Source organism: Herbaspirillum lusitanum P6-12 (assembly GCF_000256565.1).
Lineage (GTDB): Bacteria > Pseudomonadota > Gammaproteobacteria > Burkholderiales > Burkholderiaceae_D > Herbaspirillum > Herbaspirillum lusitanum.
Genome location: NZ_AJHH01000004.1, coordinates 1 through 26,666 on the forward strand (window position 1 = coordinate 1; position 26,666 = coordinate 26,666).

At 60.9% G+C, this 26,666-nt stretch carries 23 protein-coding genes, 1 tRNA gene and 1 pseudogene; 19 read left to right on the top strand and 6 right to left on the bottom strand.

Translation table 11 applies throughout. The annotated features are described in order from the left end of the window. Positions 1 to 140: 140 nt before the first annotated feature. Positions 141 to 227 (bottom strand) — tRNA-Leu (locus HLUSI_RS0100070). A gap of 151 nt (positions 228 to 378) precedes the next feature. On the opposite strand from HLUSI_RS0100070, the pseudogene HLUSI_RS26235 reads away from it, so the two are divergent. Further along, positions 379 to 2,305, top strand: a pseudogene (locus HLUSI_RS26235) (APC family permease). A 48-nt stretch (positions 2,306 to 2,353) separates the two neighbouring features. On the opposite strand, the gene HLUSI_RS0100090 reads toward HLUSI_RS26235, so the two are convergent. From HLUSI_RS0100090 to HLUSI_RS0100105, 3 genes are all read right to left on the bottom strand, one after another. Next, the gene (locus tag HLUSI_RS0100090; RefSeq protein ID WP_016832017.1) at positions 2,354 to 2,752 is read right to left on the bottom strand and encodes a surface-adhesin E family protein; all 399 of its coding nucleotides are present in this window, start codon (positions 2,750 to 2,752) and stop codon (positions 2,354 to 2,356) included. Between the two features lie 302 nt (positions 2,753 to 3,054). Further along, positions 3,055 to 4,071, bottom strand: coding sequence for a DctP family TRAP transporter solute-binding subunit (locus HLUSI_RS0100100; RefSeq protein WP_016832019.1), 1,017 nt, complete (start codon positions 4,069 to 4,071; stop codon positions 3,055 to 3,057). Between the two features lie 99 nt (positions 4,072 to 4,170). Continuing rightward, entirely contained in the window at positions 4,171 to 5,247 is a 1,077-nt protein-coding gene (locus HLUSI_RS0100105; RefSeq protein WP_016832020.1) for a tartrate dehydrogenase, read from the bottom strand. A gap of 91 nt (positions 5,248 to 5,338) precedes the next feature. Between HLUSI_RS0100105 and HLUSI_RS0100110 the strand changes: the two genes are divergently transcribed. Next, positions 5,339 to 6,280, top strand: coding sequence for a LysR family transcriptional regulator (locus tag HLUSI_RS0100110; protein ID WP_029362944.1), 942 nt, complete (start codon positions 5,339 to 5,341; stop codon positions 6,278 to 6,280). A gap of 16 nt (positions 6,281 to 6,296) precedes the next feature. Here the strand turns inward: HLUSI_RS0100110 and HLUSI_RS0100115 are convergent, their stop codons facing one another. Next, on the bottom strand, positions 6,297 to 7,364 hold the full coding sequence (locus tag HLUSI_RS0100115; RefSeq protein ID WP_016832022.1) for a substrate-binding domain-containing protein: 1,068 nt from the start codon (positions 7,362 to 7,364) through the stop codon (positions 6,297 to 6,299). A 161-nt stretch (positions 7,365 to 7,525) separates the two neighbouring features. Between HLUSI_RS0100115 and HLUSI_RS0100120 the strand changes: the two genes are divergently transcribed. The 7 genes from HLUSI_RS0100120 (at position 7,526) to HLUSI_RS0100150 (ending at position 15,790) form a co-directional block, all read left to right on the top strand. Continuing rightward, complete coding sequence (locus tag HLUSI_RS0100120) at positions 7,526 to 9,169, top strand: OFA family MFS transporter (RefSeq protein ID WP_016832023.1); 1,644 nt, start codon at positions 7,526 to 7,528, stop codon at positions 9,167 to 9,169. Between the two features lie 146 nt (positions 9,170 to 9,315). Then, positions 9,316 to 9,612, top strand: a complete 297-nt coding sequence (locus HLUSI_RS32235) for a hypothetical protein (protein ID WP_157137704.1) — start codon at positions 9,316 to 9,318, stop codon at positions 9,610 to 9,612. Between the two features lie 46 nt (positions 9,613 to 9,658). Beyond that, on the top strand, positions 9,659 to 10,135 hold the full coding sequence (locus HLUSI_RS0100130) for a formate dehydrogenase subunit gamma (protein WP_016832025.1): 477 nt from the start codon (positions 9,659 to 9,661) through the stop codon (positions 10,133 to 10,135). Then, positions 10,135 to 11,721, top strand: coding sequence for a formate dehydrogenase beta subunit (locus tag HLUSI_RS0100135; protein WP_016832026.1), 1,587 nt, complete (start codon positions 10,135 to 10,137; stop codon positions 11,719 to 11,721). Before HLUSI_RS0100130 ends, HLUSI_RS0100135 begins: the two co-directional genes overlap by 1 nt. 39 nt (positions 11,722 to 11,760) lie before the next feature. Beyond that, complete coding sequence (gene fdhF / locus HLUSI_RS0100140) at positions 11,761 to 14,634, top strand: formate dehydrogenase subunit alpha (protein ID WP_016832027.1); 2,874 nt, start codon at positions 11,761 to 11,763, stop codon at positions 14,632 to 14,634. Positions 14,635 to 14,672: 38 nt separating this feature from the next. Beyond that, positions 14,673 to 15,518 (top strand): formate dehydrogenase accessory sulfurtransferase FdhD, encoded by an 846-nt coding sequence (fdhD, locus tag HLUSI_RS0100145; RefSeq protein ID WP_016832028.1) that lies wholly within the window; start codon positions 14,673 to 14,675, stop codon positions 15,516 to 15,518. 35 nt (positions 15,519 to 15,553) lie between these two features. Then, positions 15,554 to 15,790, top strand: a complete 237-nt coding sequence (locus HLUSI_RS0100150) for a formate dehydrogenase subunit delta (RefSeq protein ID WP_016832029.1) — start codon at positions 15,554 to 15,556, stop codon at positions 15,788 to 15,790. Between the two features lie 81 nt (positions 15,791 to 15,871). Here the strand turns inward: HLUSI_RS0100150 and HLUSI_RS0100155 are convergent, their stop codons facing one another. Next, positions 15,872 to 17,998 carry a TonB-dependent siderophore receptor gene (locus HLUSI_RS0100155; RefSeq protein WP_016832030.1) on the bottom strand — a complete coding sequence of 709 codons (2,127 nt, stop codon included), beginning with the start codon at positions 17,996 to 17,998 and terminating at the stop codon, positions 15,872 to 15,874. A gap of 400 nt (positions 17,999 to 18,398) precedes the next feature. On the opposite strand from HLUSI_RS0100155, the gene HLUSI_RS26245 reads away from it, so the two are divergent. The 10 genes from HLUSI_RS26245 (at position 18,399) to HLUSI_RS0100205 (ending at position 26,385) form a co-directional block, all read left to right on the top strand. Beyond that, the gene (locus HLUSI_RS26245) at positions 18,399 to 19,460 is read left to right on the top strand and encodes a LacI family DNA-binding transcriptional regulator (RefSeq protein ID WP_016832031.1); all 1,062 of its coding nucleotides are present in this window, start codon (positions 18,399 to 18,401) and stop codon (positions 19,458 to 19,460) included. A gap of 199 nt (positions 19,461 to 19,659) precedes the next feature. Continuing rightward, on the top strand, positions 19,660 to 20,466 hold the full coding sequence (locus HLUSI_RS0100165) for a transporter substrate-binding domain-containing protein (RefSeq protein WP_016832032.1): 807 nt from the start codon (positions 19,660 to 19,662) through the stop codon (positions 20,464 to 20,466). A gap of 236 nt (positions 20,467 to 20,702) precedes the next feature. Beyond that, on the top strand, positions 20,703 to 21,401 hold the full coding sequence (locus tag HLUSI_RS0100170; RefSeq protein WP_016832033.1) for an amino acid ABC transporter permease: 699 nt from the start codon (positions 20,703 to 20,705) through the stop codon (positions 21,399 to 21,401). Beyond that, positions 21,398 to 21,541, top strand: coding sequence for a hypothetical protein (locus HLUSI_RS33735; protein ID WP_016832034.1), 144 nt, complete (start codon positions 21,398 to 21,400; stop codon positions 21,539 to 21,541). The genes HLUSI_RS0100170 and HLUSI_RS33735 overlap by 4 nt, the downstream gene beginning before the upstream one ends. 72 nt (positions 21,542 to 21,613) lie before the next feature. Then, entirely contained in the window at positions 21,614 to 22,309 is a 696-nt protein-coding gene (locus HLUSI_RS0100180; RefSeq protein ID WP_016832035.1) for an amino acid ABC transporter permease, read from the top strand. Next, positions 22,309 to 22,959: an amino acid ABC transporter permease gene (locus HLUSI_RS0100185; RefSeq protein ID WP_016832036.1), complete on the top strand. Its 651-nt coding sequence runs from the start codon at positions 22,309 to 22,311 to the stop codon at positions 22,957 to 22,959. The genes HLUSI_RS0100180 and HLUSI_RS0100185 overlap by 1 nt, the downstream gene beginning before the upstream one ends. Then, on the top strand, positions 22,946 to 23,680 hold the full coding sequence (locus HLUSI_RS0100190) for an amino acid ABC transporter ATP-binding protein (RefSeq protein WP_016832037.1): 735 nt from the start codon (positions 22,946 to 22,948) through the stop codon (positions 23,678 to 23,680). Before HLUSI_RS0100185 ends, HLUSI_RS0100190 begins: the two co-directional genes overlap by 14 nt. Further along, the gene (locus HLUSI_RS0100195; protein WP_016832038.1) at positions 23,677 to 24,423 is read left to right on the top strand and encodes a sugar phosphate isomerase/epimerase family protein; all 747 of its coding nucleotides are present in this window, start codon (positions 23,677 to 23,679) and stop codon (positions 24,421 to 24,423) included. The genes HLUSI_RS0100190 and HLUSI_RS0100195 overlap by 4 nt, the downstream gene beginning before the upstream one ends. A gap of 38 nt (positions 24,424 to 24,461) precedes the next feature. Next, complete coding sequence (locus HLUSI_RS0100200; protein ID WP_016832039.1) at positions 24,462 to 25,406, top strand: sugar kinase; 945 nt, start codon at positions 24,462 to 24,464, stop codon at positions 25,404 to 25,406. A gap of 19 nt (positions 25,407 to 25,425) precedes the next feature. Beyond that, a complete protein-coding gene (locus tag HLUSI_RS0100205; protein ID WP_016832040.1) occupies positions 25,426 to 26,385 on the top strand; it encodes a 2-hydroxyacid dehydrogenase in 960 nt (319 codons plus the stop codon). The last annotated feature ends 281 nt before the right edge of the window (positions 26,386 to 26,666 follow it).

A 26,666-nucleotide genomic window follows, 5' to 3' on the forward strand; every position in this document is an offset into this window, starting at 1 on the left:
AAAAAAAAAAGGCAGGGACGAATGATCGTTCCTACCTGTTTTGTTCGTCGGCGCTTTTTTGCGCGCACCGTCGTTTGTTTCCTTGTTGCCAACTGCCTTTTACTGCTTCTTGCCCGTATTGCTGCGTGCTTCCGTACGACTGGTGCCGGGAGCCGGAATCGAACCGGCACGGTGTCACCACCGCGGGATTTTGAGTCCCGTGCGTCTACCTATTCCGCCATCCCGGCAACGCAAGACCGCGATTATGACCCATTTTGGACGACCGGGCAATACCTTCATTGACGTCCTGACATGAGTTCCGATGCCGCAGCGCAGTACAAAGAGGTATCATCGCCGCTTGAACGGAAAAAATGCTGATCAGTATCCGGCACACATTGCATGTTGAAGATTCGAGAAATTTTGTTGGGCAAGGCGCTCGACCCGCTCAAGAGCGAGACGCGCCATTCGCTGGCCTTGGTGGCTTTTCTGGCGTGGGTGGGGTTGGGCGCGGACGGTTTGTCGTCCTCGGCGTACGGTCCGGAAGAGAGCTTCCGGGCGCTCGGCGAGCATACCCATCTGGGCCTGTACCTGGCGCTGGCGACCGCCCTGACGGTCTTCATCATCGCGCTGGCCTATAACCAGGTCATTGAATTATTCCCCACCGGCGGCGGCGGCTACCGCGTCGCCACCAAGCTGGTCGGTCCTTATCTCGGCCTGGTCTCGGGCGTGGCGCTGATCCTCGACTACGTGCTGACCATCGCCATTTCAGTCGCCTCCGGCGTCGACGCGCTGGCGTCGCTCCTGCCGCTGGGCTTCCAGGATTACAAACTGTGGGCCGAGGCCTTCTTTGTCGGCATGCTGATCGTGCTCAACCTGCGCGGCCTCAAGGAAGCCATCCGTTTCCTGCTGCCGGTGTTCCTCGGCTTCGTCGCCACCCATCTGGTGCTGATCGTCTACGGTATTTTCGTGCATGCGGAATACCTGCCGGCATTGGTGCCGACCACGCTGGCCGACACCGGCAGCCTGACCCGGCAAATCGGCTGGGCGGGCGTGGCGGGCATGCTGCTGCTGGCGTATTCGCAAGGCGGCGGCACTTACACCGGACTGGAAGCCGTCTCCAACAACGTCAACATGCTGGCCGAGCCGCGCGTACGCACCGGCAAGATGACCATGTTGTACATGGCCCTGTCGCTGGCGTTCACGGCCGGCGGCATCTTCCTGCTGTATCTGTTGTGGGATGCGCGCCATGTCGACGGCGAAACCCTCAACGCCACCACGTTCCGCCTGATCATCGACAGCATGGGCATCGGTAGCCAGTGGCTCAATGACCTCCTGCTGGCGGTGGTGCTGGCGTTCGAGGCGGGCTTGTTGTTCGTGGCTGCCAATACCGGTTTCCTCGGGGGGCCGGCAGTGTTGTCCAACATGGCGGCCGACTCCTGGGTGCCGCATAAATTCCGCTACCTGTCGACGCGGCTGGTCACGCAGAACGGCATCCTGGTGATGGGCATCGCCGCGCTGGCGATCCTGTTCTGGACCCAGGGCAGCGTGACGCTGCTGATCGTGCTGTATTCGATTTCGGTGTTCCTGACCTTCGCCATTTCACTGTTCGGCCTGTGCCGTTACTGGTGGCGCCAGCTTCCTGTTGTCGCTGACCGGCTTCGTGATTTGCGCTTCGATCCTGTCGGTGCTGCTGTACGAAAAGATGTTTGCAGGCGGCTGGGCCACGGCGGTGATCATCGCCGGCATTGCAGCGCTGTGTATCTATATCCGGAATCATTACCGCGAGACCAAGGAGGCGATCCGCTCGGTCGACCAGATCTTCTCCAGCCAGCCGTTCGGTCCCAACATGGACGCCATCGTGCCGGATCCGGTCGACCAGACCGCGGTATTCATCGTCGGCACTTCACGCGGCGGCGGCCTGCATGCCTTGCTGTGGGTGCAACGCATGTTCCCCGGTCATTTCAAGAACTTCATCTTCGTCAATGCGCGCACGGTCGATTCGCATGCCTACGGCGGCGAAGGCGCGGTCGAGCAAATGCGCGCCGAAGCGAATGCGACGCTGCAGTTCTTCGTGGATTTCTGCCGCAGCCACGGCATGGCATCGTCGTCTTACCTGGGTTTCGGTACCGACGCGGTGCAGGAAGTGACCAAGCTGTGCTTCGACATCAGCCGGGAATATCCGAATGCGATTTTCTTCACCAGCAAACTGATTTTCGAACAGGACAACTGGTTCATCCGCCTGCTGCACAACCAGGCCGCGCTGGCGATCCAGCGCCGGCTGCATTTTGACGGCCTGCAGATGGTAATCCTGCCAATGAAGGTGTGAACCTGTCCGCGATCTTACTGCGAGGCCATGATCCGGCGTCGGGACAAATTACTTGAGACCGCAGATGATCTTGATCATCTGGGCGCCGGTCGAACCGGGCACGGCGTCTTGCAGCCGGGTGTCGCCGTAGGCGAGGTAAGGGGAAAACAGCGCGGCGCCCTGGGCATCCGCCTTGGCGTACATGGTGCGGCTGCCGAAGCCGATGCGCTTGTCGTCGCAATCGATGTAGGCGACGGAGACTTCCGAGGAATAGTATTTGCCGTGCCCCTGCAGCACTTGCGGCTTGGTCCAGTTGAGCAGGACGTTGGCCTGCAGGATGCTGCGTCCGCGCTCGATGCTGGACTTGTCGACAAAGAAGGTGCCGAGGTCGTTGTTGCCGAGCAATGACCATTGCGCGGCAAACACCTGGTTCGACACCAGCAACAATGCCAGCACTGCAAATTTCATCTTGTCCCGTTCGGTGAGGGTGGAGTGTTCATTCACATCACGACAGCATGAACGCCAGCATGGCCACGTCGTCTTCCAGCATGATCAGCAACGTCACCGACCACAGCAGCGTATAAGCGCTCCCGGCGGCGATGTAGTGCGCGAGTCGAATCTTCATGAATTTTACTGGTGGACGTCCGGTCATTTTACGGCGCAAATCCTAACACGGCATGAGGCCGCTGTAATTCCGAAATTGCCACAGACGCAAAAAAGCCGGCATTCCTCGCAGGAAACGCCGGCTTGCTGGCGGACTTGGTCGAGCCTTACTTGCCGTCCGGTCCGCGCCCGATTTCCTTGTAGATCGACTGGATCAGGTCCTTGCCGATGCGGTCTTCCATCTCGCGATGGACCTTGTACTGGATGGCTTTCCATTCGTTCTTTTCTTCCGGCGTCATGGTCAGGATTTTCATCTTGCCGGTTTTCCGGATGTCTTCCAGGGCATCGTCGTTTTCTTTCTTGGCGTTGCTGTTGAAATACTCGGTGGCGTCCTTGACAGCCTTGTCCATGACCGGCTTGAGATCGGCCGGCAGCGCATCCCAGAAGCGCTTGTTGGCGATGAACACATAGCCGTGATAGCCGTGCTCCGAGATCGTCATGAACTTCTGCACTTCAAACAGTTTGGCGGTGCTGACGATGGAGGGAGGATTTTCCTGGCCGTCGACCACGCCGGTCTGCAAGCCCTGGTAGATCTCGGACCACGGCATCACCTGCGGCAACGCGCCGACCACGCGGGTGCGCGCGTCGATCACCTTGGACGACTGGATGCGGATCTTCATGCCCTTGATGTCGGACGGTTTCTGGATCGGCTTGTTGGAGGTCCAGTCGAGGAAGCCGCTGTCCCACATCGCCAGTCCGGTGAGGCCCTTGGCATCCAGCTTCTTCAGCAGCGCGTGGCCGATCGGTCCCTGCGTCACCTTCTGCGCCTGGGCCATGTTGTCGAACAGGTAGGGCAGGTCGAACACTTCGAACTCGCGCACGCCCATCGGGCCGAATTTGCCGAAGGTCGGCGCCAGCATCTGCACCGAGCCCATTTGCAGGGCTTCCAGTTCTTCCTTGTCCTTGTAGAGCTGGCTGTTGGGATAGACCTCGACCTTGACACGGCCGCCGGTGCGCTCTTCGACGATCTTCTTGAAATAGTCCGCAGTCTTGCCCTTGGACGTGTTGGCCGCGACGACGTGGCTGAATTTGATGATGATCGGCTGCTGGGCTGTCTGCGCCTGTACCGCTGTGGTGAATAGGGCGATGGCCGCGGTTGCGACGATGGCTTTCCAGTGTTGCATGGTGTCTCCTCCTGTCTGGGATGGCATCCGTTTGGACGATGCGGCCGCGCTTCTGTCGAGCGCGATCCGCATCCGGACGTTTTGCTTGGCCTTAGTACATCAGATCGCCGCAGCGATCGCTTTGCCGACCGAAGTGGTGTCGCCGCTGCCGCCGAGGTCAGGCGTCTTCGGTCCTGCCACCAGCACCGTTTCGATCGCGGCCAGGATGGCGTCGTGGGCTTGCTTGTACTTCGGATTGCCGTTGCCGAGGAAGTCCAGCATCATCGCGCCGGACCAGATCGTGGCGACCGGGTTGGCGATGTTCTTGCCAGCGATGTCGGGCGCCGAACCGTGCACCGGCTCGAACAGCGACGGCAGCTTGCGGTCCGGATTGAGGTTGGCCGTCGGTGCGATGCCGATGGTGCCGGCGCAGGCCGGGCCGAGATCGGACAGGATGTCGCCGAACAGATTGGGCGCAACCACGACGTCGAAACGCTGCGGATTCAGGACGAAATGCGCGGTCAGGATGTCGATGTGGTACTTGTCGGTCTTGACATCGCCGTAGTTCTTGCCCATCGCTTCGACCCGCTCGTCCCAGTACGGCATGGTGATGGCGATGCCGTTGGACTTGGTGGCCGAGGTCAGGTGTTTCTTCGGACGGCTCTGCGCCAGGTCGTAGGCGAATTTGAGGATGCGGTCGACGCCGTGGCGCGTAAAGACCGATTCCTGGATCACGATTTCACGGTCGGTGCCTTCATACATGCGGCCGCCGATGGACGAATACTCGCCTTCGGTGTTTTCGCGCACCACGTAGAAATCGATGTCGCCGGGTTTGCGGCCGGCCAGCGGGCAGGGTACGCCGGGCATCAGGCGCACCGGGCGCAGGTTGACGTACAGGTCGAAGTCGCGGCGGAACTTCAGCAGCGAACCCCATAGCGACACGTGATCCGGCACCGTGGCGGGCCAGCCGACCGCGCCGAAGAAGATCGCCTCGAAGCCCTTCAGCTGATCGAACCAGTCGTCCGGCATCATCTTGCCGTGCTTGGCGTAATAGCCGCAGTGGGCCCAGTCGAAATGGGTGTACTCGATCTCGATGCCGAACTTCTTCGCTGCGGCATCGACCGCGCGCAAGCCCTCGGGGATGACTTCCTGGCCGATGCCGTCGCCGGCGATGACGGCTACCTTGTGTTTGGTCATGGTGCTTTCTCCTTTAAAAACCAGACGGAAATCATAACGGCCCCCGACCTCGCTATAATTCACGGATCGGTTACTTCATAAAACACGATTCGTGAACAATCAAAGCGTCGCACCGCCCTTGCTGGAAGACTTGCGTTTGTTCTGCGTGGTGGCGCGCAAGAACAGTTTTGCCGAATCGGCCAAGGAGATGGGCTCGTCGCCGGCCTACATCAGCAAGCGAATCGCGCTGCTGGAGGCGGCGCTGGGCGTGCGGCTGTTCCATCGCACCACGCGCAGCGTGGTGATGACCGAAGAGGGCAGTAACGTGCATGAATGGGCGCGCCGCATCCTCGACGACGTCGACCAGATGCTGGAAACCGTCAGCAGCGCCAAGCAGGTGCCGCGCGGGCTGCTGAAGATCAGCACCAGCTTTGCGTTGGGTCGCAAATATGTATCGCCGCTGCTGTCGGAATTCGCGCGCCTGCATCCCGCGCTGCGCATTCAGCTGGAATTGTTCGATCGCCAGGTCGACATGATCAATGAAGGTTTCGACCTCGACATCCGCGTCGGCCCGGTGCATGAGCCGCACCTGTTCGCCAAGCGCATCATCGCCAGCCAGCGCGTGCTGTGCGCCAGTCCCGATTACCTCGCCCGGCACGGTGCGCCGCAGACCCTGTCGGACCTGACGCAGCACCAATGCCTGGTGATCCGCGAGCGCAACCAGTCGTTCGGCATCTGGCGCATGATGGGACCGAACGGCGCCGAGACGGTCAAGGTGGCCGGCGGGCTGGCGTCGAACCACGGTGAAATCATCCACCAATGGGCCATCGACGGCCATGGCGTGATTCTGCGTTCGATCTGGGATGTCGCCGCCAGCCTCAAGGACGGCAGCCTGGTGCGGGTGTTGCCGGCGTACTTTCAGGAAGCCGACCTGTGCGCGGTATATCCGCTGCAGCTCAAGAACTCCGCCAAGATCAGGGAGTGCGTGCGCTTCCTGCAGAAAAATCTGAATGTGCATGCTGTGCAAACTGTGCACGCTGCACCTGCGCGCTGAGCATCTTCACGCAGCTTCAGGGAAAGGCTTCCTGCACGCTTTGTATCTTGCCGGTGTCGGCGCCTTCATAGCCGGTCAGGTCGTCGACCACCGCGCGGAACGTCGGCGATTGCACGATATCGACCACCGCCCGTACCAGCGGGTCGTTCAATGACGCCATCGGCAGCGCAAAGAAGTAGCGCTCGCGCACCAGCGGGATGAAGTCCAGTCCGAAGCGATGCGACGCCGTCTGCACGCCGAAGCCGACATCGGCCATGCCGCTGGCGATGAAGGCCGCGACTGCCGAATGCGTGAATTCGGTGTTCTCGAAACCGTTGATCCTCTTGTGTGAAATGCCTTGTCCGGCCAGCATCAGTTCCAGCAGCATGCGCGTGCCTGAACCGGCTTCGCGGTTGACGAAGCGCAGGTCGCTGCGGGTCAGGTCGGCCAGGCTGTGGATATTCTTGGGATTGCCGGGGGCGACGAACAGGCCCTGGCTGCGCACGGCAAGATGGATCAGGCAGTCGCTGCGCTTGTTGAGCCATTTGGCATAGGTGGCAATGGCCGGTTTTTCAAATTCTCCCAGCGGTACGTGGAAGCCTGCCAGGTCGCATTCCTGGCGCGACAGCGCGGCCACGGCGTCGGTGCTGTGGCGATAGCGTACCTCTACAGGCAGCTTGGCCTGGTTGAACTGGCTGAGCAGCGCCGCCACCGCGAAACCGTGGCTGGCGTTCAGGCGTACGGTCTTGGATTTGCCTTCGACGGTCTTGCCCAATTCGATTTCCAGTTCCGACGCCAGGCTGTCGAGCGTCGGCGACAAGCGTGCGCTGACCATGCGATCAGCCCACAGCAATTTGCTGGCGAAGGGCGTCAACGTGGTGCCGCGTCCGCGGCCGCTGGCGATCAGGCTGTGGCCGAACAATTGTTCAGAGGTGCGCAGCAAGCCCCACGCATGCCGATACGAGTGGCGCAACTGCTGCGCCGCCTTGGCGATCGAGCCGGTTTGCTGGACCGCGGTCAATAGGGCAAGCAGTTCCGTGGTGTCGAGCGGGGAGTCGTCGCCGTGGGCGATTTCCCAGTGGGGCTTGATGTTAACCTTGTACATATATATGAAAAAAATAGCATATTGAGTCGGTAGAATTTCAATGATACCTTCGCGGCAGTAGGCGTAGCTCAGAAAAACTATAGGCATATTTTTGCATAAATAGCCGAATTCATTCGACTTGCATATAATTGCCGCCCCACAACATCAAAGAGGAGGGAACAATGGCCTTCGATTTCCTGCAAAAGGAACACACCATCGCCAAGCCCGGGTTCAACCGCTGGCTGGTACCGCCTGCCGCATTGGCAATTCATCTGTGTATTGGCATGGCATACGGTTTCTCCGTATTCTGGCTGCCCCTGTCCAGGGCGCTCGGCATCAAGGAGTCGATCGCCTGTGCGCCGGATACCGGTTTTTTCGCGCAAGTATTCTCCACCACCTGTGACTGGAAGATTTCCATGCTGGGCTGGATGTATACGATGTTCTTCGTCCTGCTCGGCATTTCCGCCGCGATCTGGGGCGGTTGGCTCGAGCGCGCAGGTCCGCGCAAGGCCGGCGTGGTCTCCGCGCTGTGCTGGTGCGGCGGCTTGCTGATTTCCGCCTTGGGCGTCTATACCCACCAGATCTGGCTCATGTGGCTGGGCTCCGGGGTGATCGGCGGCATCGGCCTCGGTCTCGGCTACATCTCGCCGGTGTCGACGCTGATCAAATGGTTCCCGGACCGTCGCGGCATGGCGACCGGCATGGCGATCATGGGCTTCGGCGGCGGCGCGCTGGTCGGCAGCCCGCTGGCCGACAAGCTGATGAAGCATTTCGCTACCCCGACCTCGGTTGGCGTGTGGGAAACCTTTGTCGCCATGGCAGTGATCTATTTCGTCTTCATGATGGCCGGCGCACTGGGCTACCGTGTTCCGCCGAGCGGCTGGAAACCAGCGGGCTGGACGCCGCCGGCAACCACCAACAGCACCATGATCACGCAAAACCACGTGCACGTGAGCAAGGTCTGGGGCATTCCCCAGTTCTGGCTGGTGTGGCTGGTGCTGTGCCTGAACGTGTCGGCCGGCATCGGCGTGATCGGCATCTCGTCGCCGATGCTGCAGGAAGTTTTCGGCGGCCATCTGCTGGGCGTCAACGTCGGCTTCAGCGATCTGTCGATCGAGCAAAAAGCCGCGATCGCTGCGATTGCAGCCGGTTTCACCGGTCTGATCAGCCTGTTCAACATCGGCGGTCGTTTCGTGTGGGCGTCGTGCTCCGACTTCTTCGGTCGCAAGATGACGTACGTGATCTTCTTCGTCTTGGGCTTCATCCTGTACGTGAGCCTGCCATGGTCGGCCAAGGCCGGCAGCATCGCGCTGTTCGTCGGTGCGGTCTGCATCATCCTGTCAATGTACGGCGGTGGTTTTTCGACGGTGCCGGCTTACCTGGCTGACTTGTTCGGTACGCAAATGGTCGGCGCGATCCACGGTCGCCTGCTGACTGCATGGGCGACCGCCGGCATCCTCGGCCCGGTGGTGGTGAACTACATGCGCGAGTACCAGTTGTCGCTCGGCATGCCGCGCGAGCAGGTCTACAACACCACGATGTACATCCTGGCAGGCATGCTGGTGGTGGGCTTGATCTGCAACCTGCTGGTCCGCCCGGTCGCCGCCAAGCACTTCATGACGCCGGAAGAACTGGCCCGTGAAAAGCAACTGGCGCATGAAAAGTCGTCTTCGGACAACACCACATCTCTGTCGCCGACAGACATGGCGCTGGTCGGCCGTGGCGGCAATCCTGCCCTGATCGGCGCGGCATGGCTGGCAGTCGGCATCCCGCTGATCTGGGGTATTTCGCTGACGCTGCAAAAGACGGCGGTGCTGTTCAGGTAAGCGGCATTGACGTAGCCATGATGTAACCGCAGTAGAAAAGCAAGAGAGCAACAAGGCTGCCGCGAGGGTCAACACCCTGCGGCAGCCGGCTTCACCACCGTAGTGTTCTGTACCAACCCGAGGCATCATCGATAGGCAGGGAGAACATGAAATCGCTAGCTCATTCGTCGATCGGATCGCGTGCCGCAACGCTTCTCAGCGCAGCGCCCGGGTTTGCGATCGCATGCTTCATTTGCGCCGCTGCAGTCCTTGCAGTTGCGTTCTGCACCATTTTCTTTCCAGCATTTCCGAGCTTTGCTGCGCCGTTCGCGCAAGCAGGGATCGCCGTGTCCATCGCCGCGCGCAATTCATCGCAACAGCACATCGCAACAACGCCGTCGTCTGGTTCCCATCAGGATCAGGCGGCGAGACTAAGCATGTTTTTCCACGGCCCGGCAAGATAAAAAACAGAAACCGGGGCCGGACAGCAGTTCAGCAGGAGACGAAACAATGAACAGACAACAGCCATTCGACGTCGGTGCGGTCAGGGACGTCATCGCCGCGCGCCGGCACATGCCCGGCGCCATGCTGCCGATCCTGCACGGCATCCAGGATGCGGTCGGCTTCGTGCCTGCCGACGCGGTACCGATGATCGCCGAGGCGCTCAACGTATCGCGTGCCGAGGTGCACGGCGTGATTTCCTTCTACCACCATTTCCGCCAGCAACCGGGCGGCAAGCACGTGGTGCAGGTGTGCCGCGCGGAAGCCTGCCAGTCGGTCGGCTCCGAAGCGCTGGCCAGGCATGCGGAGAAAACGCTGGGTTGCGTCTTCCATGCAACCACCGCCGACGGCCAGTTCACGCTCGAGCCGGTGTATTGCCTGGGCCTGTGCGCCTGCGGTCCGAACGTGGTGGTCGACGGCGAGCTGCACGCCCGCGTCGATGCCGACAAGTTCAAGCGCTTGATCCAGGCCAAGCGGGAGGCATGATGAGCGCTAACGATACCGTGACCGTCTACGTTCCGCGCGACTCCGCAGCGATTGCATTGGGCGCCAACGATGTGGCGGCGGCGATTCGTGGCGAAGCCGAAAAGCGCGGCGTCGAGGTCAACATCGTGCGCAACGGTTCGCGCGGCATGTTCTGGCTGGAGCCGCTGGTGGAGGTCGAAACCGGACAAGGCCGGGTAGCCTATGGTCCGGTCGATCCGACCGATGTCGCGGGTTTGTTCGACGCCGGTTTCCTGGAGGACGCGACGGATGCATTTGAGCATCCCTTGGCGCAAGGCCTGACCGAAGAAATTCCCTATCTGAAAAAGCAGGAGCGCCTGACCTTTGCGCGCGTCGGCATCACCGATCCGGTGTCGCTGGACGACTACCTGGCGCATGAAGGCTATGCCGGACTCAAGCGCGCGGTCGGCATGAGCAGCGAAGCCATCGTGCAGGAAGTACTGGATTCCGGCCTGCGCGGACGCGGCGGCGCGGCGTTCCCGACCGGTATCAAGTGGAAAACCGTGGCCGCTGCAAAGGCCGCGCAAAAGTACATCGTCTGCAATGCCGACGAAGGCGATTCCGGCACCTTCTCGGATCGCATGGTGATGGAAGACGATCCCTTCACATTGATCGAAGGCATGACGATTGCCGGTCTGGCAGTCGGCGCGACGCAAGGCTACATCTACGTGCGCTCCGAATATCCGCATTCGATTGCCACCCTGGAGCAAGCCATCGCCATTGCCCATGCACAGGGTTACCTGGGCGATGACATCCTGGGTTCCGGCAAGTCCTTCCGCCTGGAAGTGCGCAAGGGCGCCGGGGCCTACATCTGCGGCGAAGAAACGGCCATGCTGGAAAGCCTGGAAGGCAAGCGCGGCGTGGTGCGCGCCAAGCCGCCGCTGCCGGCCATCGAAGGCCTGTTCGGCAAGCCCACCGTGATCAACAACCTGATCTCGCTGGCCTCGGTCCCGGTGATCCTGGCGCGCGGTGCAGACTTCTACAAGAACTTCGGCGTGGGTCGCTCGCATGGCACGCTGCCGTTCCAGCTGGCCGGCAACGTCAAATACGGCGGCCTGGTCGAGAAGGCCTTCGGCCTGACTTTGCGCCAGTTGCTGGAGGACTTCGGCGGCGGCACGCTCAGCGGCCGGCCGATCCGGGCGGTGCAGGTGGGCGGCCCGCTAGGTGCCTACATGCCGCAGCAGCAGCTCGACACGCCGCTGGATTATGAAGCCTTCGCCGCCATCGGCGCGATGGTCGGTCACGGCGGTATGGTGGTGTTCGATGACGGCGTCGACATGGCGCAGCAGGCGCGCTATGCGATGGAGTTCTGCGCCATTGAATCCTGCGGCAAATGCACGCCATGCCGCATCGGCTCGACACGCGGCGTCGAGGTGATCGACAAGATCATCGCCAACGAAGGTGGAAAAGACAGCAGACCGCAGCAAATCCATCTGCTGCGCGACCTGTGCGACACCATGCTCAACGGTTCGCTGTGCGCCATGGGCGGCCTGACGCCGTATCCGGTGCTGTCGGCGTTGAATCATTTCCCTGAAGACTTTGGTTCGCCGGCTGAAGAAGCCGCCTGAGCCAAACCTGTTCCCCGCATTCAGCAAGGAGTTGTTGTCATGAACCAGCTCAACGAAACAGATTACGGCACGCCGGCGCGCTTTCCGAAAGATGCGTCCGAGACCGAGGTCACTCTTGAAATCGACGGTGTCGCAGTCACGGTCATGCGCGCAGCGGTGGAGGCGGGCATCAACGTGCCGAAGCTATGCGCCACCGACAGCCTGGAACCGTTCGGCTCCTGTCGCCTGTGCCTGGTCGAGATCGAAGGCCGTGACGGTCGCAAGATGAAGGGCTATCCCGCCTCATGCACGACGCCCTGCGAACCCGGCATGAAGGTGCAGACGCAGACGCCCAAGCTGGCCGACATCCGGCGCGGCGTGATGGAACTGTATATTTCCGATCATCCGCTCGATTGCCTGACTTGCCCGACCAACGGCAATTGCGAACTGCAGGACATGGCCGGCACCGTCGGCCTGCGCGAAGTGCGCTACGGCTACGAAGGCGAGAACCACCTCGAGATGAAGAAGGACGAATCCAATCCTTACTTCACCTATGACCCGTCCAAGTGCATCGTCTGCAATCGTTGCGTGCGCGCCTGCGAAGAAACGCAGGGCACCTTCGCGCTGACGATCAGCGGCCGCGGTTTCGAGTCGCGGGTCACGGCCGGACAGATGGACACTTTCATGGAATCCGAATGCGTCTCCTGCGGCGCCTGCGTGCAGGCTTGTCCGACCGCGACGCTGACCGAGAAGACCGTGATCATGATGGGCCAGGCCGAGCACAGCAAGATCACCACCTGCGCCTATTGCGGCGTCGGTTGCGCGTTCAAGGCCGAGATGAAGGGCAACGAAGTGGTGCGCATGGTGCCGTACAAGGACGGCAAGGCCAATCATGGCCACTCTTGCGTCAAGGGCCGTTTCGCCTGGGGTTACGCAACCCACAAGGACCGCATCACCAAGCCGATGATCCGCAGCAAGATCACCGACCCGTGGCGCGAAGTGTCGTGGGAGGAGGCGCTGTCTTATGCGGCCAGCGAGTTCCGTCGTATCCAGGCCAAGCACGGCAAGGACTCCATCGGCGGCATCACGTCCTCGCGCTGCACCAACGAAGAAACCTATCTGGTGCAAAAGCTGGTGCGCGCCGCCTTCGGCAACAACAACGTCGATACCTGCGCGCGCGTCTGCCATTCGCCGACCGGCTACGGCCTCAAGCAAACCTTGGGCGAATCGGCCGGCACGCAGACCTTCGACTCGGTGATGAAGTCCGACGTCATCATGATCATCGGCGCCAATCCGGCATCCGCGCATCCGGTGTTCGCTTCGCAAATGAAGCGCCGCCTGCGCCAGGGCGCCAAGCTGATCGTGATCGATCCGCGCACCACTGAGATGGTCAAGTCGGCGCACATCCAGGCCGATTACCATCTCAAACTGCGTCCCGGCACCAACGTCGCCGTCATCACCGCGCTGGCGCACGTGATCCTGTCCGAAGGCCTGCAAAGCGAGGAATACATCAAGGAACGCTGCGACCTCCAGTCCTATGAGCAATGGAAAGAGTTCGTGCTGCGTCCGGACAATTCGCCGGAAGCCATGTCCGCCATCTGCGGCGTGCCGGCCGAAGAACTGCGCGGCGCTGCGCGCCTGTTCGCCACCGGCGGCAACGGCGCGATCTATTACGGCTTGGGCGTGACTGAACATGCACAGGGCTCGACCATGGTGATCGGCATCGCCAACCTGGCAATGGCCACCGGCAACGTCGGCCGCGAAGGCGTCGGCGTCAATCCTCTGCGCGGCCAGAACAATGTGCAGGGTTCCTGCGACATGGGTTCCTTCCCGCATGAGCTGCCGGGTTATCGTCACATTTCCGATTCGACCGTGCGCTCGCAATTCGAGCAGGCCTGGGGCGTGACGCTCAATCCGGAGCCGGGTTTGCGCATTCCGAACATGTTCGATGCTGCGATGGATGGCAGCTTCAAGGGGCTGTATTGCGAAGGCGAGGATATCGTCCAGTCGGATCCGAACACCCAGCACGTCGCGGCCGCCTTGCAAGAGATGGAATGCATCGTGATCCAGGACCTGTTCCTCAACGAGACCGCCAAGTATGCCCACGTGTTCCTGCCGGGTTCGTCCTTCCTCGAAAAGGACGGCACCTTCACCAACGCCGAGCGCCGCATCTCGCGCGTGCGCAAGGTGATGCCGTCGAAGTCCGGCAAGTCCGACTGGGAAGTCACGGTGGCGCTGGCCGAAGCGCTCGGCTACCCGATGCCGTACAATCATCCGTCGGAAATCATGGATGAAATTGCGGCCTTGACGCCGAGTTTCCACGGCGTCAGCTACGACAAGCTGGAACGCCTCGGCAGCATCCAGTGGCCATGCAACGATGCGGCGCCGGAAGGCACGCCGATCATGCACATCGGCAGCTTCATCCGCGGCAAGGGAAAGTTCCTCAATACGCAATACTTCGCCACCGACGAGAAGGTGACGCAGCGTTATCCGCTGATCCTGACCACCGGCCGCATCCTGTCGCAATACAACGTCGGCGCGCAGACGCGCCGCACGGAGAATTCGCAATGGCACGATGAAGACCGTCTGGAAATCCATCCGCACGACGCCGAAGACCGCGGCGTGCGCGAAGGCGATTGGGTCGGCATTGAGTCGCGCGCCGGACAGACTGTTTTGCGTGCGACGATAACCGAGCGGGTGCAGCCGGGCGTGGTCTACACCACGTTCCACTTCCCCGAATCGGGCGCCAACGTGATCACCACCGACAACTCGGACTGGGCCACCAATTGCCCCGAGTACAAGGTGACGGCAGTGCAGGTCATGCCGGTGTCGCAGCCGTCCGGATGGCAGCAGCATTACGAACGGTTCAACCGTGAGCAGCTGGGTTTGCTGAAAGGCGAGAAGGCCTCTCAGGAGCCTTTGGTCACCAAATAACGCAACAACGAAACAACGAATGAAGAAAGAAGCAGTCAATGAATGCATGTCCCCTCCCGTCGCCTGATGATGTTTCTGCCGCCGCTGAATTTGCTACAGCGGCCAAGGTCGAGGTGGAAAAGTGGCGCGACGGGCAACGTGAAGTCGTCACCGACGTGGTCGCCGAAGAAGTGCCGATCGCGCTGGAGTACAACGGCATTTCGCACGCCGTGATGATGGCGACGCCGGCTGATCTTGAGGATTTTGCGCTGGGCTTTTCATTGACCGAAGGCATCCTGGCTGATCCGGGCGAGCTCTACGATTGCGAGATCGTGCAGGGCGCCGAAGGCATCCAGGTACAGATGAACGTGGCCACCGAACGCTTCATCGCGCTGAAGGAAAAGCGCCGTAATCTGACCGGCCGCACCGGCTGCGGCTTGTGCGGGGCGGAGACGCTGGAGCAGGCGGTGCGCCATCCGGCGGCGGTGCAGGCCGGTGCGCTGCGGTTTTCGGCCGACACGCTGCACGCGGCGCTGGACGCCATGCAGGCGCGGCAGGAATTGCAGCAGCAGACCGGCGCCACCCACGCGGCGGCATGGCTGGGCCGTGACGGCAAGATCAAGCTGGTGCGTGAAGACGTCGGCCGCCACAATGCGCTCGACAAACTGATCGGTGCATTGGCGGAAGACAAGCAGGATTTTTCGGCGGGCGCCGTGATCATCACCAGCCGCGCCAGTTATGAAATGGTGCAGAAGGCGGCCACCGTCGGCATCGGCTTCATCGCTGCGATTTCGGCGCCGACCGCGCTGGCGATCCGGCTGGCGAAGGAAACCGACGTCACGCTGATCGGCTTCGTGCGGCGGCAAGGACATGTCGTCTACGCCGGACCGCATCGCCTGATTTGACCGACGGCAACACTTAACAGAATCGAGACCACATCATGAACCTTCCGCACCTCATCAAGATGGCCAACCAGATCGGTACTTTTTTCTCGACCATGCCGGATCGCGTGCAGGCGGAAAAAGACCTGGCCACGCACATCAAGCGGTTCTGGGAACCGCGCATGCGCCGCGCCTTGCTGGCGCACGTGGAGCAGGAGGGCGGTTCCGAACTGAGCGAGATCGTCCTGACGGCGGTGAAGAAGCATGGCGCCGAGTTGCAGGTGGCGGGTCAGTAGGAAAGACGCTCGCGCAACAATGCCATCGCAAATGAAAAGGCCGTCCATCAGGACGGCCTTTTTTGCGTTTTGTAACCGGGATCAGTAGCGATATCCCAGCGTCAGCATCACGACGCGGTCGTCGCCGAGCGCAACGGCGTTGGCCAGCCCGCCGGCGTAGTACTGCGTATTGAAGATGTTCTTGACGTTCAAGGCGGTGCGCCAGCGCGCGGCATTGTAGGCGACGCCGACGTCGGTCAGCACGTAGCCCGGCAGGGAGTAACCGTTGGTGCGCTGACGGCTCTGGCCGTGCACGCCGCCATTGAGCTCCCAGCCGGTCAGTTCGCCCTTGAAGCGGTAGCGCGCGCTGGTGTTGAAGTTGTGGCGCGGCACATTGTCCAGCCATTGGCCGACGGTCGTGACTTTTTGCCCGCCGTCGTCGCTGATCACGGCCGAGGTATAGGAATAGCCGGCCATCAGGCTGACGCCGTTCTGGAAATCGCTGGTGATGCCGATCTCGCCACCTTGCGAATGCTGCTCACCCACGGCGATCTTGAAGGCGGTGTTGGTCGGGTCGGTCTGCAACACGTTGCGGCGGCGCAGGTCGAATACGGCTACGTTCAGGTTGGTGCGGCCCTGATCCAGTTCTACCTTGACGCCGGCTTCCAGCTGCTTGCCCGTCTCCGGTTTGAAGGTATTGCCGCCCACATCGGTGCCGGAGTTGGGATAGAACGAGGTTGAATAACTCACGTATGGACGCACGCCGCGCAGCACTTCAACCATCAGCGCCAGCGAGCCGGTGTTGGCGCCGGCGGGATTGTCCGTGTGTTTTTTGGTCCCGAGGTTATCCGAATAGGTGGATGTATTGTCGCGACGCAGGCCTGCCAGCAGTTGCCAGCGATCGCCGAACTGGATCTGGTCGCGCAGGTAGATTCCCAGATCGCGCACGGTGGTCGAGGTGTTGGTGTTCGGGGTGGCAGGACAGGCTATGCGTGCGCCGTAGACCGGGTTGTAGACGTTCAGGGACGCCACGGTGCAGTTGAACGAGCGCACGTCTTCACGCGTGTTCAGATAGTCCGAGCCGAGGGTGACCTGGTGTTTGCCGACCGCCGTATTGAAGCTGCGCTGCAAGTTGGTGTCCATCGTGAAGGTTTCGCCGTTGAAGGTCTGGTCGGTGCCGGTGCGGGTCAGCGTCGTGCCGGTGACGGCGGTATTGGCGACCAGCTGTCCGCTCATCGCAAACTGTTGCCAGCGCAGGTTGTTGTTCAGCGTCCAGCCGTCATCGAAGCGGTGTGTCAGCGAATAGCCCAGGCGGGTTTCGGTGGCGTTGTACGGCCGCGCTGCGGGTTCGCCTGTGAAGCGGCTGCGCGGGATGCTGCCGTTGACGTTGCGGTTGATCGATCCCGACAGCGGCAGGCCTTGCTGGCGGATATAGCCGCGTTCCTGGAAGCTGGTCAGGATGGTGAAGTCGGTGCGCGCGCCGAGATCCAGTGACAGCGACGGCGCGATGTAGCGGTTCTTGAACCAGACGTAGTCGGTGGCGTCGTTGGAATTGGAGATCAGGCCGTTGATGCGGAAGGCTTGTTTGCCGTTTTCCGACAGCGACTTGTTCAGGTCGATCGTCGCCTGGCGGAAGTCATGGCTACCGACCGTGACGTCTGCGTTGGCGAAGTCGTAGCCTTGCGGGCGTTTGCTGACCATGTTGACCAGGCCGCCCGGCAACACCAGTCCGTACAGCAGCGAACCCGGTCCCTTCACCACTTCAACTTGTTCCAGGCCGAACAACTGCTCCGCGACGCGATTGGAGGCGGCCGTGCGCAATCCGTCCAGGTACAGCGAATCGGACGCCACCTGGCCGCGGATGATCAGATCATCCCAGCCGCGCCGGCCGTATTGGCCGGATACCACGCCGGGCGCATTCTTGAGCGCATCCGCAAGCGTCACGGCCTGCTGACTGTCGAGCACGGCGCGCGGCACCACTGAAATGGATTGCGGCGTCTGCGACAGCGGCACGGAAGATTTGTTGACCTGCATTTTTGCGGCGTTGTAGCGGGTTTCGGCATCGGCGTCGGCGCTCACGGTCACGGCAGGCAGCTGGTTCGTCTCTGCGGCAGCGGTGGACGAGAGGGGCGTGGTGGACGTGGTCGAGTCGGTGGTTTGCGCCAGCAGGATTGATGGTGCGATGGTGGCCAGGCCGAGGAGGGCGGCACGAGTGCGTTTGAAGGACATGGGAGCGAAATGGAGGTTTTGTTAATGAGAACTATTTCTATCTATTGTATCGCTTCATGTGGCAATGCAGCAAACCAATCGGGGGAATATTCGTATTGACGGAGGCGTTTGAAAATGCAGAAGTCGATTGTCATTGGCGCTGTGCCGGGAAGCCGTTGCGGATGCCAATGGCTATAGCGCGTGATTTTTCCTAGGGGAAATTACGTGCTCCGTTTCATCATTCTTTATCAAATTTTTCATGTGAAATAGTTTGCCAAACAAAATTCTCACTGTTATCTTTGGAACCGGTTCCAAAGATTCATCATAAAAAAGAAACCTGGGAATCCGTAGTACAAATCAATCGATGTATCGATAGATAACAATCAACGATTTGGCAGGTAGAGTGAGACAAAAATCCTATATGCAACACACGCGCAGCGCTGGTGCTGGCAAAGTCACGATTGCCCAGGTCGCACGCGAGGCGGGTGTGTCGAAGACAAGTATTTCCCGGTATCTCGGCGGCGAGCTTGACGCCCTGTCGGAGCGCCTGCGCGAACAGATTCGCAGCACGATCGCCCGGCTCGGTTATCAGCCCAGCCAGATGGCGCGCGGCCTCAAGGGCGGGCGCACCAAGCTGATCGGGATGCTGGTGGCGGATATCCTGAACCCCTATTCGGTGGCCGTGCTGCATGGCGCCGAAGCGGCTTGCCAGGAACATGGTTACACGCTGATGCTGTGCAATACCGGCAACGACGAAAAGCGCGAGAAGCAATCGCTGGCGGCCCTGCATTCCTATAGCGTGGAAGGCCTGCTGTTCAACACGCAGGGGCGCAATGTGACGCCGTTGAAGGAGCTGGGGCAGGCGGCGTTTCCGGTGGTGCTGCTGGACCGGCGCGTGGAAGGTTGCGATTTCGATCTGGTCGGCCTGGACAATGTCGGTGCGGCGCGCATGGCCACGGAACACTTGCTGGCCGGCGGCTACAGCGATATTGGTCTGGTGGTGCAGCCGTTGCACGGCGTCAGTTCGCGCCAGGGGCGGCAGGCGGGTTTCCTGCAGGCGATGTCGACGCGGCCGGACTGCCATGGCGAGACGCTGGAAGTGCACATCGACCAGCCGGGCCACGTGGCGACCACGCTGGATGATTTCCTGAAGCGCCGGCGCAGCCGGAACAGCGCTGGCAAAGTGGCAATTCTGGCGGGCAACGGCATGGTGTCGCTGCAAATTGCGCTGGCGCTGCAAAGCATGAAGCTGCGCTTCCCGGAAGACATCGGCCTGCTGTGTTTCGATGAATTATCGTGGTCGCCGCTGGTGGGCAGCGGCATCAGCACTATCGAGCAGCCGACCTACGACATCGGCTTTGCGGCGATTGAACGGCTGCTGGCGCGCATCAACGGCGAAAGCGCACCGCGCCGCGAGATTTTGCTGGACGGCCGCCTGATTCCGCGCGGCTCGAGCACGCAAGCGAAAGACATGATTTTGTAAGAATTCTGGAACCGATACCAGAGAAAACAAATGCACGGGTGATGCATCACTGCTCAGAAAAAAAGCAACAAAAAAAGCAACAAAAGAGGCGGTAAAGAAAGACGTAGACAGTCGTACTACAGCGGGCGCAAGCCTATAACGAGGACGTTCATCCGGCTCCCTTATCCAGGGCAGGGGATGACGAAAAGGAGACTACACCATGAGCATCAAGAATCTGTTGAGCACCAAATTCATCGCGCTGACCCTGGCCGCTACCTGTGCAGTCGGCGCAGCAGCCAGCGCCAGCGCACAAACCGTGGCCGACCTGATCAAGAAGGGCAAGGTCACCATCGGCGTGGTCAGCGGCACGCCGCCGTTCGGCTCGGTCGATGCCAAGGGCACGCCCATCGGCTATGACGTGGACGTGGCCAACCTGATCGGCAAATACCTCGGCCTGCCGGTGGAAATCGTTCCGCTGGTGCCGCCTGCACGCATTCCTGCGCTGGAATCCGGCAAGGTCGACTTCCTGGCCGCCACCCTGGCGCCGACGCCTGAGCGCGCCAAGTCGGTGATGTTCACGATTCCTTACAGCGGTTTCGAATTGTCCATCGTCGGTCCGGTCGCTTCCAAGTTCAAGAACCTGAACGACCTGGTCAAGAAGAAGGTCGGCGTTTCGCGCGGCAGCACCAACGACACGGCGCTGACTCGCCTGGCTCCTGCCGGCACCGTGCTGGTCCGTTTTGAAGATGACTCCACCGTGACCCAGGCTCTGTTGAGCGGTCAGGTCGATGCGATCTCGATCCCGAACACCATGGCGACCGAAATCGTGAAGACCCGCGGCGCCGGCAAGATCGACATCAAGTTCCCTTACTCGGTGCAACCGAACTCGATGACCGTGCGCAAGGGTGCTTTCGACCTGCAGCAATGGCTGAATAACTTCATCTACTACGTCAAGCTGAACGGCGAACTGGATGCGATCTCGCGCAAGTGGTCGGGTTCGCCATTGCCAAACCTCCCAGTTTTCTAAAACCTGCCTGGGATCCTACTGCGAGGCCATGATCCGGCGTCGGGCGGTGCTCGGAATCCTCACGTACTAAAGTACGTTCCAAGGGTTTCAACTGAGCTCCGCTCCGGCCGCCACCGGCTGATGGCCTCTCGCTACGGATCGCAGACAGGTTTGCATTGGGTTGATCCCTGAGTACAGGGGTTTGGCAGGGCGGACGTGCAATCGCATCCGCCCTGCGAATCGGCAAGGAGTAGACGATGTCTTATGATTTTCAGTTTGCGTTCATCTTTCAGCACATGGACCAGCTGTTGTGGGGAGCCTTGCTCACCATCCGGCTCAGTGCGCTATCGATGATCTGCGGTTTGGCAGTGGGTATCTTCGGAGCGATCGTGAGCATTCACGGTTCGGCGCCGGCCCGCTTTGCGGTCACATCCTATGTGGAGCTGATCCGCAGCACGCCTTTCCTGGTGCAGTTGTTCATTATCTTTTTCGGCTTGCCCGCTGCGGGTGTGCAGGTCGATGCCAACGTCGCCGCACTGGTGGCGATGACGGTCAATCTCGGCGCGTATTCGACCGAGATCGTGCGCGCCGGCATGATGGCGGTCCACCCTTCGCAGATCGAAGCGGCGCAAGCCCTGGCGATGACGCGCTGGCAGGTGATCCGCCACGTGGTGCTGACGCCGGCGCTGGAGAAGGTCTATCCGGCATTGGCCAGCCAGTTCACGCTGATGATGCTGGCGTCCAGCGTGGTGTCGGCGATTTCCGCCGAAGAGCTGACCGCGAGCGCCAACCTGCTTGATGCGGAAACCTTCCGCAGCTTCGAAATTTACCTGATCGTGATGGGACTCTATATTCTGCTGGCGCTGCTGTTCCGCCTCAGTTTCTGGCTCATCGGTCTGGTTGTGTTCAAACGCCGCCGCCGTCTTGGCGTAGCGCGGCCAAGGGGGAACCGATGATTGCCGAATTTTCCTGGGACCAGTTCATCTTCCTGTGGGAGGCTGCACGCTGGACCGTGCTGTTGTCGGTGCTGGCGTTCGTCCGGCCCGGGGCTGATGGCCTCTCGCTACGGATCGCAGACAGGTTTGCATTGGGTTGATCCCTGAGTACAGGGGTTTGGCAGGGCGGACGTGCAATCGCATCCGCCCTGCGAATCGGCAAGGAGTAGACGATGTCTTATGATTTTCAGTTTGCGTTCATCTTTCAGCACATGGACCAGCTGTTGTGGGGAGCCTTGCTCACCATCCGGCTCAGTGCGCTATCGATGATCTGCGGTTTGGCAGTGGGTATCTTCGGAGCGATCGTGAGCATTCACGGTTCGGCGCCGGCCCGCTTTGCGGTCACATCCTATGTGGAGCTGATCCGCAGCACGCCTTTCCTGGTGCAGCTGTTCATCATCTTCTTTGGCCTGCCTTCCATCGGCGTGCAGGTCGATGCCAATATCGCCGCGCTGGTGGCGATGACGGTCAACCTCGGCGCCTATTCCACCGAGATCGTGCGGGCCGGCATGATGGCCATCCACCCTTCGCAGATCGAAGCGGCGCAGGCGTTGGCCATGACGCGGTGGCAGGTGATCCGGCATGTGGTGTTGACGCCGGCGCTGGAAAAAGTCTATCCGGCCCTGGCCAGCCAGTTCACGCTGATGATGCTGGCCTCCAGCATCGTCTCGGCCATCTCGGCTGAAGAGTTGACCGCCACGGCCAACCTGCTCGACGCCGAGACCTTCCGCAGCTTCGAGATCTACCTGGTGGTGATGGTGCTCTACATCCTGCTGGCCCTGCTGTTCCGCCTGGCCTTCTGGCTGATCGGGCTGGTGGTCTTCAAACGCCGTCGCCGTTTGGGCGTGGCTCGTCCGAGGAGAATGTGATGCTCGCTGAATTTTCCTTCGACAACTTCGTGTTCCTGCTGGAAGCGGCCCGCTGGACCCTGCTGCTGTCAGCCCTGGCCTTCCTCGGCGGCGGCATCGCCGGCTTCATCGTGGCCTTGATGCGCACCTCGCACCTGGCGCCGCTGCGGCTGCTCTCGGCCGTGTATATCCAGATCATCCAGGGCACGCCGGTGCTGATCATCCTGTTCCTGTCGTTCTACGGACTGGCGATCTACGGCTTCAAGCTGCCGCCGATGGTGGCAGCGACGATCGCCATGACGATTTACACCAGTGCCTATCTCGGCGAAATCTGGCGCGGCTGTATCGAAGCCGTGCCGGTGCCGCAGTGGGAAGCGTCGACCGCATTGGCGATGACGCGCTGGCAGCAACTGCGCTACGTGATCTTGCCGCAGGCGGTGCGTATTTCGCTGCCGCCGACGGTCGGTTTCCTGGTGCAGATCGTCAAGAACACCTCGATTGCCTCCATCATCGGTCTGGTCGAGTTGACGCAGGCGGGCAAGCTCGTCAGCAACGCGACGTTCCAGCCTTTCCTCGTTTTCCCGATTGTCGCCGCGATCTATTTCATCTTTTGCTATCCGCTGTCGCGTTTCAGTTTTGCCCTAGAAAGGAAATTCCATGCCCATCGTTGAGATCGAGAACATCACCAAGAGCTTTGGCAGCAACCAGGTCTTGAATGGGATATCGCTGTCCGTCGAGCGCGGACAGGTGATTGCGGTCATCGGCCGCAGCGGTTCGGGTAAAAGCACCATGCTGCGTTGCATCAATGGCCTGGAGACGATTGATGGTGGTAGCATCAATGTCGCCGGTCACAAGCTCACCGCCAAGCATGAGCACCTGATCGAGCTGCGCAAGGATGTCGGGATGGTGTTCCAGCACTACAACCTGTTCCCGCATCTGACCGTGGAGGAGAACGTCATGCTGTCGCCGCGCATCGTCAAGAAAGTGGCGACCGAAAAAGCGCGTGAAACCGCGATCAAGGTCCTGAAGCAAGTCGGCCTTGATCACAAGCGCGACGCTTATCCGGAACAATTGTCGGGCGGTCAGCAACAGCGCGTGGCGATTGCCCGTTCGCTGGCGATGGAACCGCAGGTCATGCTGTTCGATGAAGTGACCTCGGCGCTGGATCCGGAGCTGACGCAGGAAGTGCTGAAAGTCATGGAAGAACTCGCAAGGGGAGGGATGACTATGTTGCTCGTCACGCACGAAATGGAATTCGCCCGGCGCGTCGCCGATCTCACCGTGTTCATGCATCAGGGCAAGGTGTGGGAAGCGCGTCCGTCGAAGGAATTTTTCTCCGATCCGCAAACGCCGGAAGCGCGCCAGTTCGTCGGCGCCGGCAACATCAAATGAAGACCCCGGTACTGGTCGCGGCCTCGGCCTACGGCGCAGATTTCGTGCGCCAGGTCGGGCATGCGCACCTGATCCCGATCGTGGCCGCGGCCGGTGCTGCCGGCCTGGAAATCCGCCGGGAATTGTTCGTCGAATTGCCTGATTTTGACGAGTTGCACGGGCTTCTGATGAAGCACAAGCTGTTCTCGGTGTATTCGGCGCCGATCGAATTGTTCCGCAAGGACGGTTCGCTGGCGCGCGATGAGCTCGATCAGGTGATGGGCGAGGCGCAGCAGCTGCAGTCGCGTTTTTTGAAGGTGTCGCTGGGACATTTTTCGCCGGCCAGCAACATGCTGGACTGGTCGCGGTTTGTTGCGCAGGCGCCGGTGCCGTTACTTCTCGAAAACGACCAGACCGAACATGGCGGGAAACTGGAATCGATCGCCAATTTCCTGGCGGTTTGTTCCGGCACCGGCGTCCCGGTCGGCATGACCTTCGACATGGGCAACTGGCGCTGGAGCGGCGTCGATGCCGAAGTGGCGGCCCGCACGCTGGCGGCGCACGTGCAATACGTGCACTGCAAGGGCGTGTGGAACGACAAGGGCAAACTCAAGGCGATCCCGCTCGACGAAGACGACGCTGTCTGGCGCCGCCTGTTTTCCCATTTCCCGCGCGGCGTGCAGCGCGCGATCGAATTCCCGATCATCGGCAAGGACCTGGAAGCGGCGACCCGCAATTACGTGGCGATGCTGGCGTCAGCCTAGGCGGATCATCTTCCGCACACCATCAGAGAGAACGAGTAATGCAACCACAACTGGACGTCGTCACGTACGGCGAAGCACTGGCGTTGTTTGTCGCGGACGAAGTCGGCGATTTCGCGGATGTTGAAAAATACACGCGCCGCCTCGCCGGCGCCGAAACCAATGTCGCCATCGGTCTGGCGCGCCTGGGCCTGAAAGTCGGCTGGGTCAGCCGCGTCGGCAACGATTCCTTCGGCCGCTTCATCTGCAAGCGCGTTGCCCAGGAAGGCGTCGACGTCAGTCAGGTGGCCATCGACAAGGAATTCCGCACCGCGATCCAGCTCAAGGCGAAGGCCGTGGATGGCGCCGATCCGGCCATCGAGTATTACCGCAAGGGTTCGGCCGCCAGCCATCTGTCGCAGGTCGATTTCGACGAGGCCTATTTCGGCGGCGCGCGTCATTTGCACGCCACGGGTATTGCCGCGGCCTTGTCGCCGAGCACAATGGCTTTTGCGCACCACGCACTGGATTTCATGCGGGCGCGCGGCAAGACGATTTCCTTCGATCCGAATTTGCGGCCGATGCTGTGGCCGTCGCAGGAAGTGATGGCGCAGCAATTGAATGCGCTGGCCTTCAAGGCGGACTGGGTGCTGCCGGGCTTGTCGGAAGGCAAGATATTGACCGGCCATGACGATGCCCGCGAGATTGCCGGCTTCTACCTGGAACGCGGCGTGAAGCTGGTGGTCATCAAGCTGGGCGCCGAGGGCGCTTACTGGCGCAACGGACAGGGCGAGGGCAGGGTGGCCGGCGTGCCGGTGAAGGAAGTGGTCGATACGGTCGGCGCCGGCGACGGCTTCGCGGTCGGCGTGATCAGCGGTTTTCTGGAAGGCTTGTCCATGACAGAGGCCGTCATGCGCGGCAACCGCATCGGCGCTTTTGCAATCCAGGTGGTGGGCGACATGGAAGGCTTGCCGACCCGCGCGCAGCTCGACGCCGCTTCCGCCTGATCTCGTCCGGGAACCTCCAATGAAACAACATGTAGTCGTTTACAAGAAGTTGCCGGACGATCTGCTGCAGCGTCTGCGCGATGAATTTGAAGTCACCTATTTCGAAGCGGTCAACGCCGGCAACCGTGCGCAGTTCCTGGCGGCGCTGGCGACGGCGCAGGGCATGCTCGGCGCCAGTCTGCCGATCGGCAACGACATGCTTGAAGCGGCGCCGTTGCTGAAGATCGTCTCGACGGTGTCGGTCGGTGTCGACAACTTCGACCTCGAGTATTTCCGCAAGCGCGGACTGATGCTGGCGCATACGCCGGGCGTGCTGAACGAGGCGACGGCAGATGCCATCTTTTCGCTGATCCTTGCCAGCGCGCGCCGCGTGGTGGAGTTGGCGGAATTCGTCAAGGCCGGCAAATGGAAGGGCAGCATCGGTGAATCGCTGTTCGGCGTCAACGTGCACGGCAAGACGCTTGGCATGCTTGGCATGGGCCGCATCGGCAGCGCGGTGGCGCGGCGGGCGCATCATGGTTTCGGCATGAAGATCGTATATCACAATACGCGACCCAATCCCGAGGCGGAGGCGTTGCTGGCGGCGACTTATGTGTCGCGCGACGAGCTGTTTCAGCAGGCGGACTTCGTTTGCCCGATGCTGCCGCTGACGGCACAGACTGAGCGCACCATCGGTGCACGCGAATTTGGACTGATGAAGCCGGGCGCCATCTTCATCAATGCCTCGCGCGGACGCATCGTCGACGAGTCGGCGCTGATCGACGCGCTGCAACGCAAGACCATTTACGGCGCCGGACTCGACGTCTTCGAGCAGGAACCGTTGCCGGTCGACTCTCCTTTGCTGCAATTGCCGAATGTCGTGGCCTTGCCGCATATCGGTTCGGCCACGCATGAAACGCGCTGTGCGATGGCGGAACTCGCAGTCGATAATCTGATTGCCGGTTTGCGCGGCGCACAACCGGCCCATCTGGCGGTGTAATTTTCACTGCAGAATCCGGGCGTGGTGACGTCCGGAAACTCTGTCAAAAATCCTTTCCAAAAAAGCCCGTCCGGGGACTTTCGCTGTGGCGATTTAATGTGTATGCTTCACACATTAAAAAGAACGATCGTGCTAAATTTAAACGATGTCCGGCTTTTGCCGCACTTTTGCTTTTATAATCACCGTTCAGTTAACGTTTACGTCAATTCGATTTTTCCAAGGACCAGGCGATGAAAGTATTAGTCCCCGTCAAGCGGGTTTCGCCGGCCAGCAACATGCTG

Bases quoted from the DNA above. Each gene is read 5' to 3' on its own strand.
- HLUSI_RS0100090 (WP_016832017.1), bottom strand. From the start codon at position 2,752: ATGAAATTTGCAGTGCTGGCATTGTTGCTGGTGTCGAACCAGGTGTTT.
- HLUSI_RS0100100 (WP_016832019.1), bottom strand. From the start codon at position 4,071: ATGCAACACTGGAAAGCCATCGTCGCAACCGCGGCCATCGCCCTATTC.
- HLUSI_RS0100105 (WP_016832020.1), bottom strand. From the start codon at position 5,247: ATGACCAAACACAAGGTAGCCGTCATCGCCGGCGACGGCATCGGCCAG.
- HLUSI_RS0100115 (WP_016832022.1), bottom strand. From the start codon at position 7,364: ATGTACAAGGTTAACATCAAGCCCCACTGGGAAATCGCCCACGGCGAC.
- HLUSI_RS0100120 (WP_016832023.1), top strand. From the start codon at position 7,526: ATGGCCTTCGATTTCCTGCAAAAGGAACACACCATCGCCAAGCCCGGG.
- HLUSI_RS32235 (WP_157137704.1), top strand. From the start codon at position 9,316: ATGAAATCGCTAGCTCATTCGTCGATCGGATCGCGTGCCGCAACGCTT.
- HLUSI_RS0100130 (WP_016832025.1), top strand. From the start codon at position 9,659: ATGAACAGACAACAGCCATTCGACGTCGGTGCGGTCAGGGACGTCATC.
- HLUSI_RS0100135 (WP_016832026.1), top strand. From the start codon at position 10,135: ATGAGCGCTAACGATACCGTGACCGTCTACGTTCCGCGCGACTCCGCA.
- fdhF (WP_016832027.1), top strand. From the start codon at position 11,761: ATGAACCAGCTCAACGAAACAGATTACGGCACGCCGGCGCGCTTTCCG.
- fdhD (WP_016832028.1), top strand. From the start codon at position 14,673: ATGAATGCATGTCCCCTCCCGTCGCCTGATGATGTTTCTGCCGCCGCT.
- HLUSI_RS0100150 (WP_016832029.1), top strand. From the start codon at position 15,554: ATGAACCTTCCGCACCTCATCAAGATGGCCAACCAGATCGGTACTTTT.
- HLUSI_RS0100155 (WP_016832030.1), bottom strand. From the start codon at position 17,998: ATGTCCTTCAAACGCACTCGTGCCGCCCTCCTCGGCCTGGCCACCATC.
- HLUSI_RS26245 (WP_016832031.1), top strand. From the start codon at position 18,399: ATGCAACACACGCGCAGCGCTGGTGCTGGCAAAGTCACGATTGCCCAG.
- HLUSI_RS0100165 (WP_016832032.1), top strand. From the start codon at position 19,660: ATGAGCATCAAGAATCTGTTGAGCACCAAATTCATCGCGCTGACCCTG.
- HLUSI_RS0100170 (WP_016832033.1), top strand. From the start codon at position 20,703: ATGTCTTATGATTTTCAGTTTGCGTTCATCTTTCAGCACATGGACCAG.
- HLUSI_RS33735 (WP_016832034.1), top strand. From the start codon at position 21,398: ATGATTGCCGAATTTTCCTGGGACCAGTTCATCTTCCTGTGGGAGGCT.
- HLUSI_RS0100180 (WP_016832035.1), top strand. From the start codon at position 21,614: ATGTCTTATGATTTTCAGTTTGCGTTCATCTTTCAGCACATGGACCAG.
- HLUSI_RS0100185 (WP_016832036.1), top strand. From the start codon at position 22,309: ATGCTCGCTGAATTTTCCTTCGACAACTTCGTGTTCCTGCTGGAAGCG.
- HLUSI_RS0100190 (WP_016832037.1), top strand. From the start codon at position 22,946: ATGCCCATCGTTGAGATCGAGAACATCACCAAGAGCTTTGGCAGCAAC.
- HLUSI_RS0100195 (WP_016832038.1), top strand. From the start codon at position 23,677: ATGAAGACCCCGGTACTGGTCGCGGCCTCGGCCTACGGCGCAGATTTC.
- HLUSI_RS0100200 (WP_016832039.1), top strand. From the start codon at position 24,462: ATGCAACCACAACTGGACGTCGTCACGTACGGCGAAGCACTGGCGTTG.
- HLUSI_RS0100205 (WP_016832040.1), top strand. From the start codon at position 25,426: ATGAAACAACATGTAGTCGTTTACAAGAAGTTGCCGGACGATCTGCTG.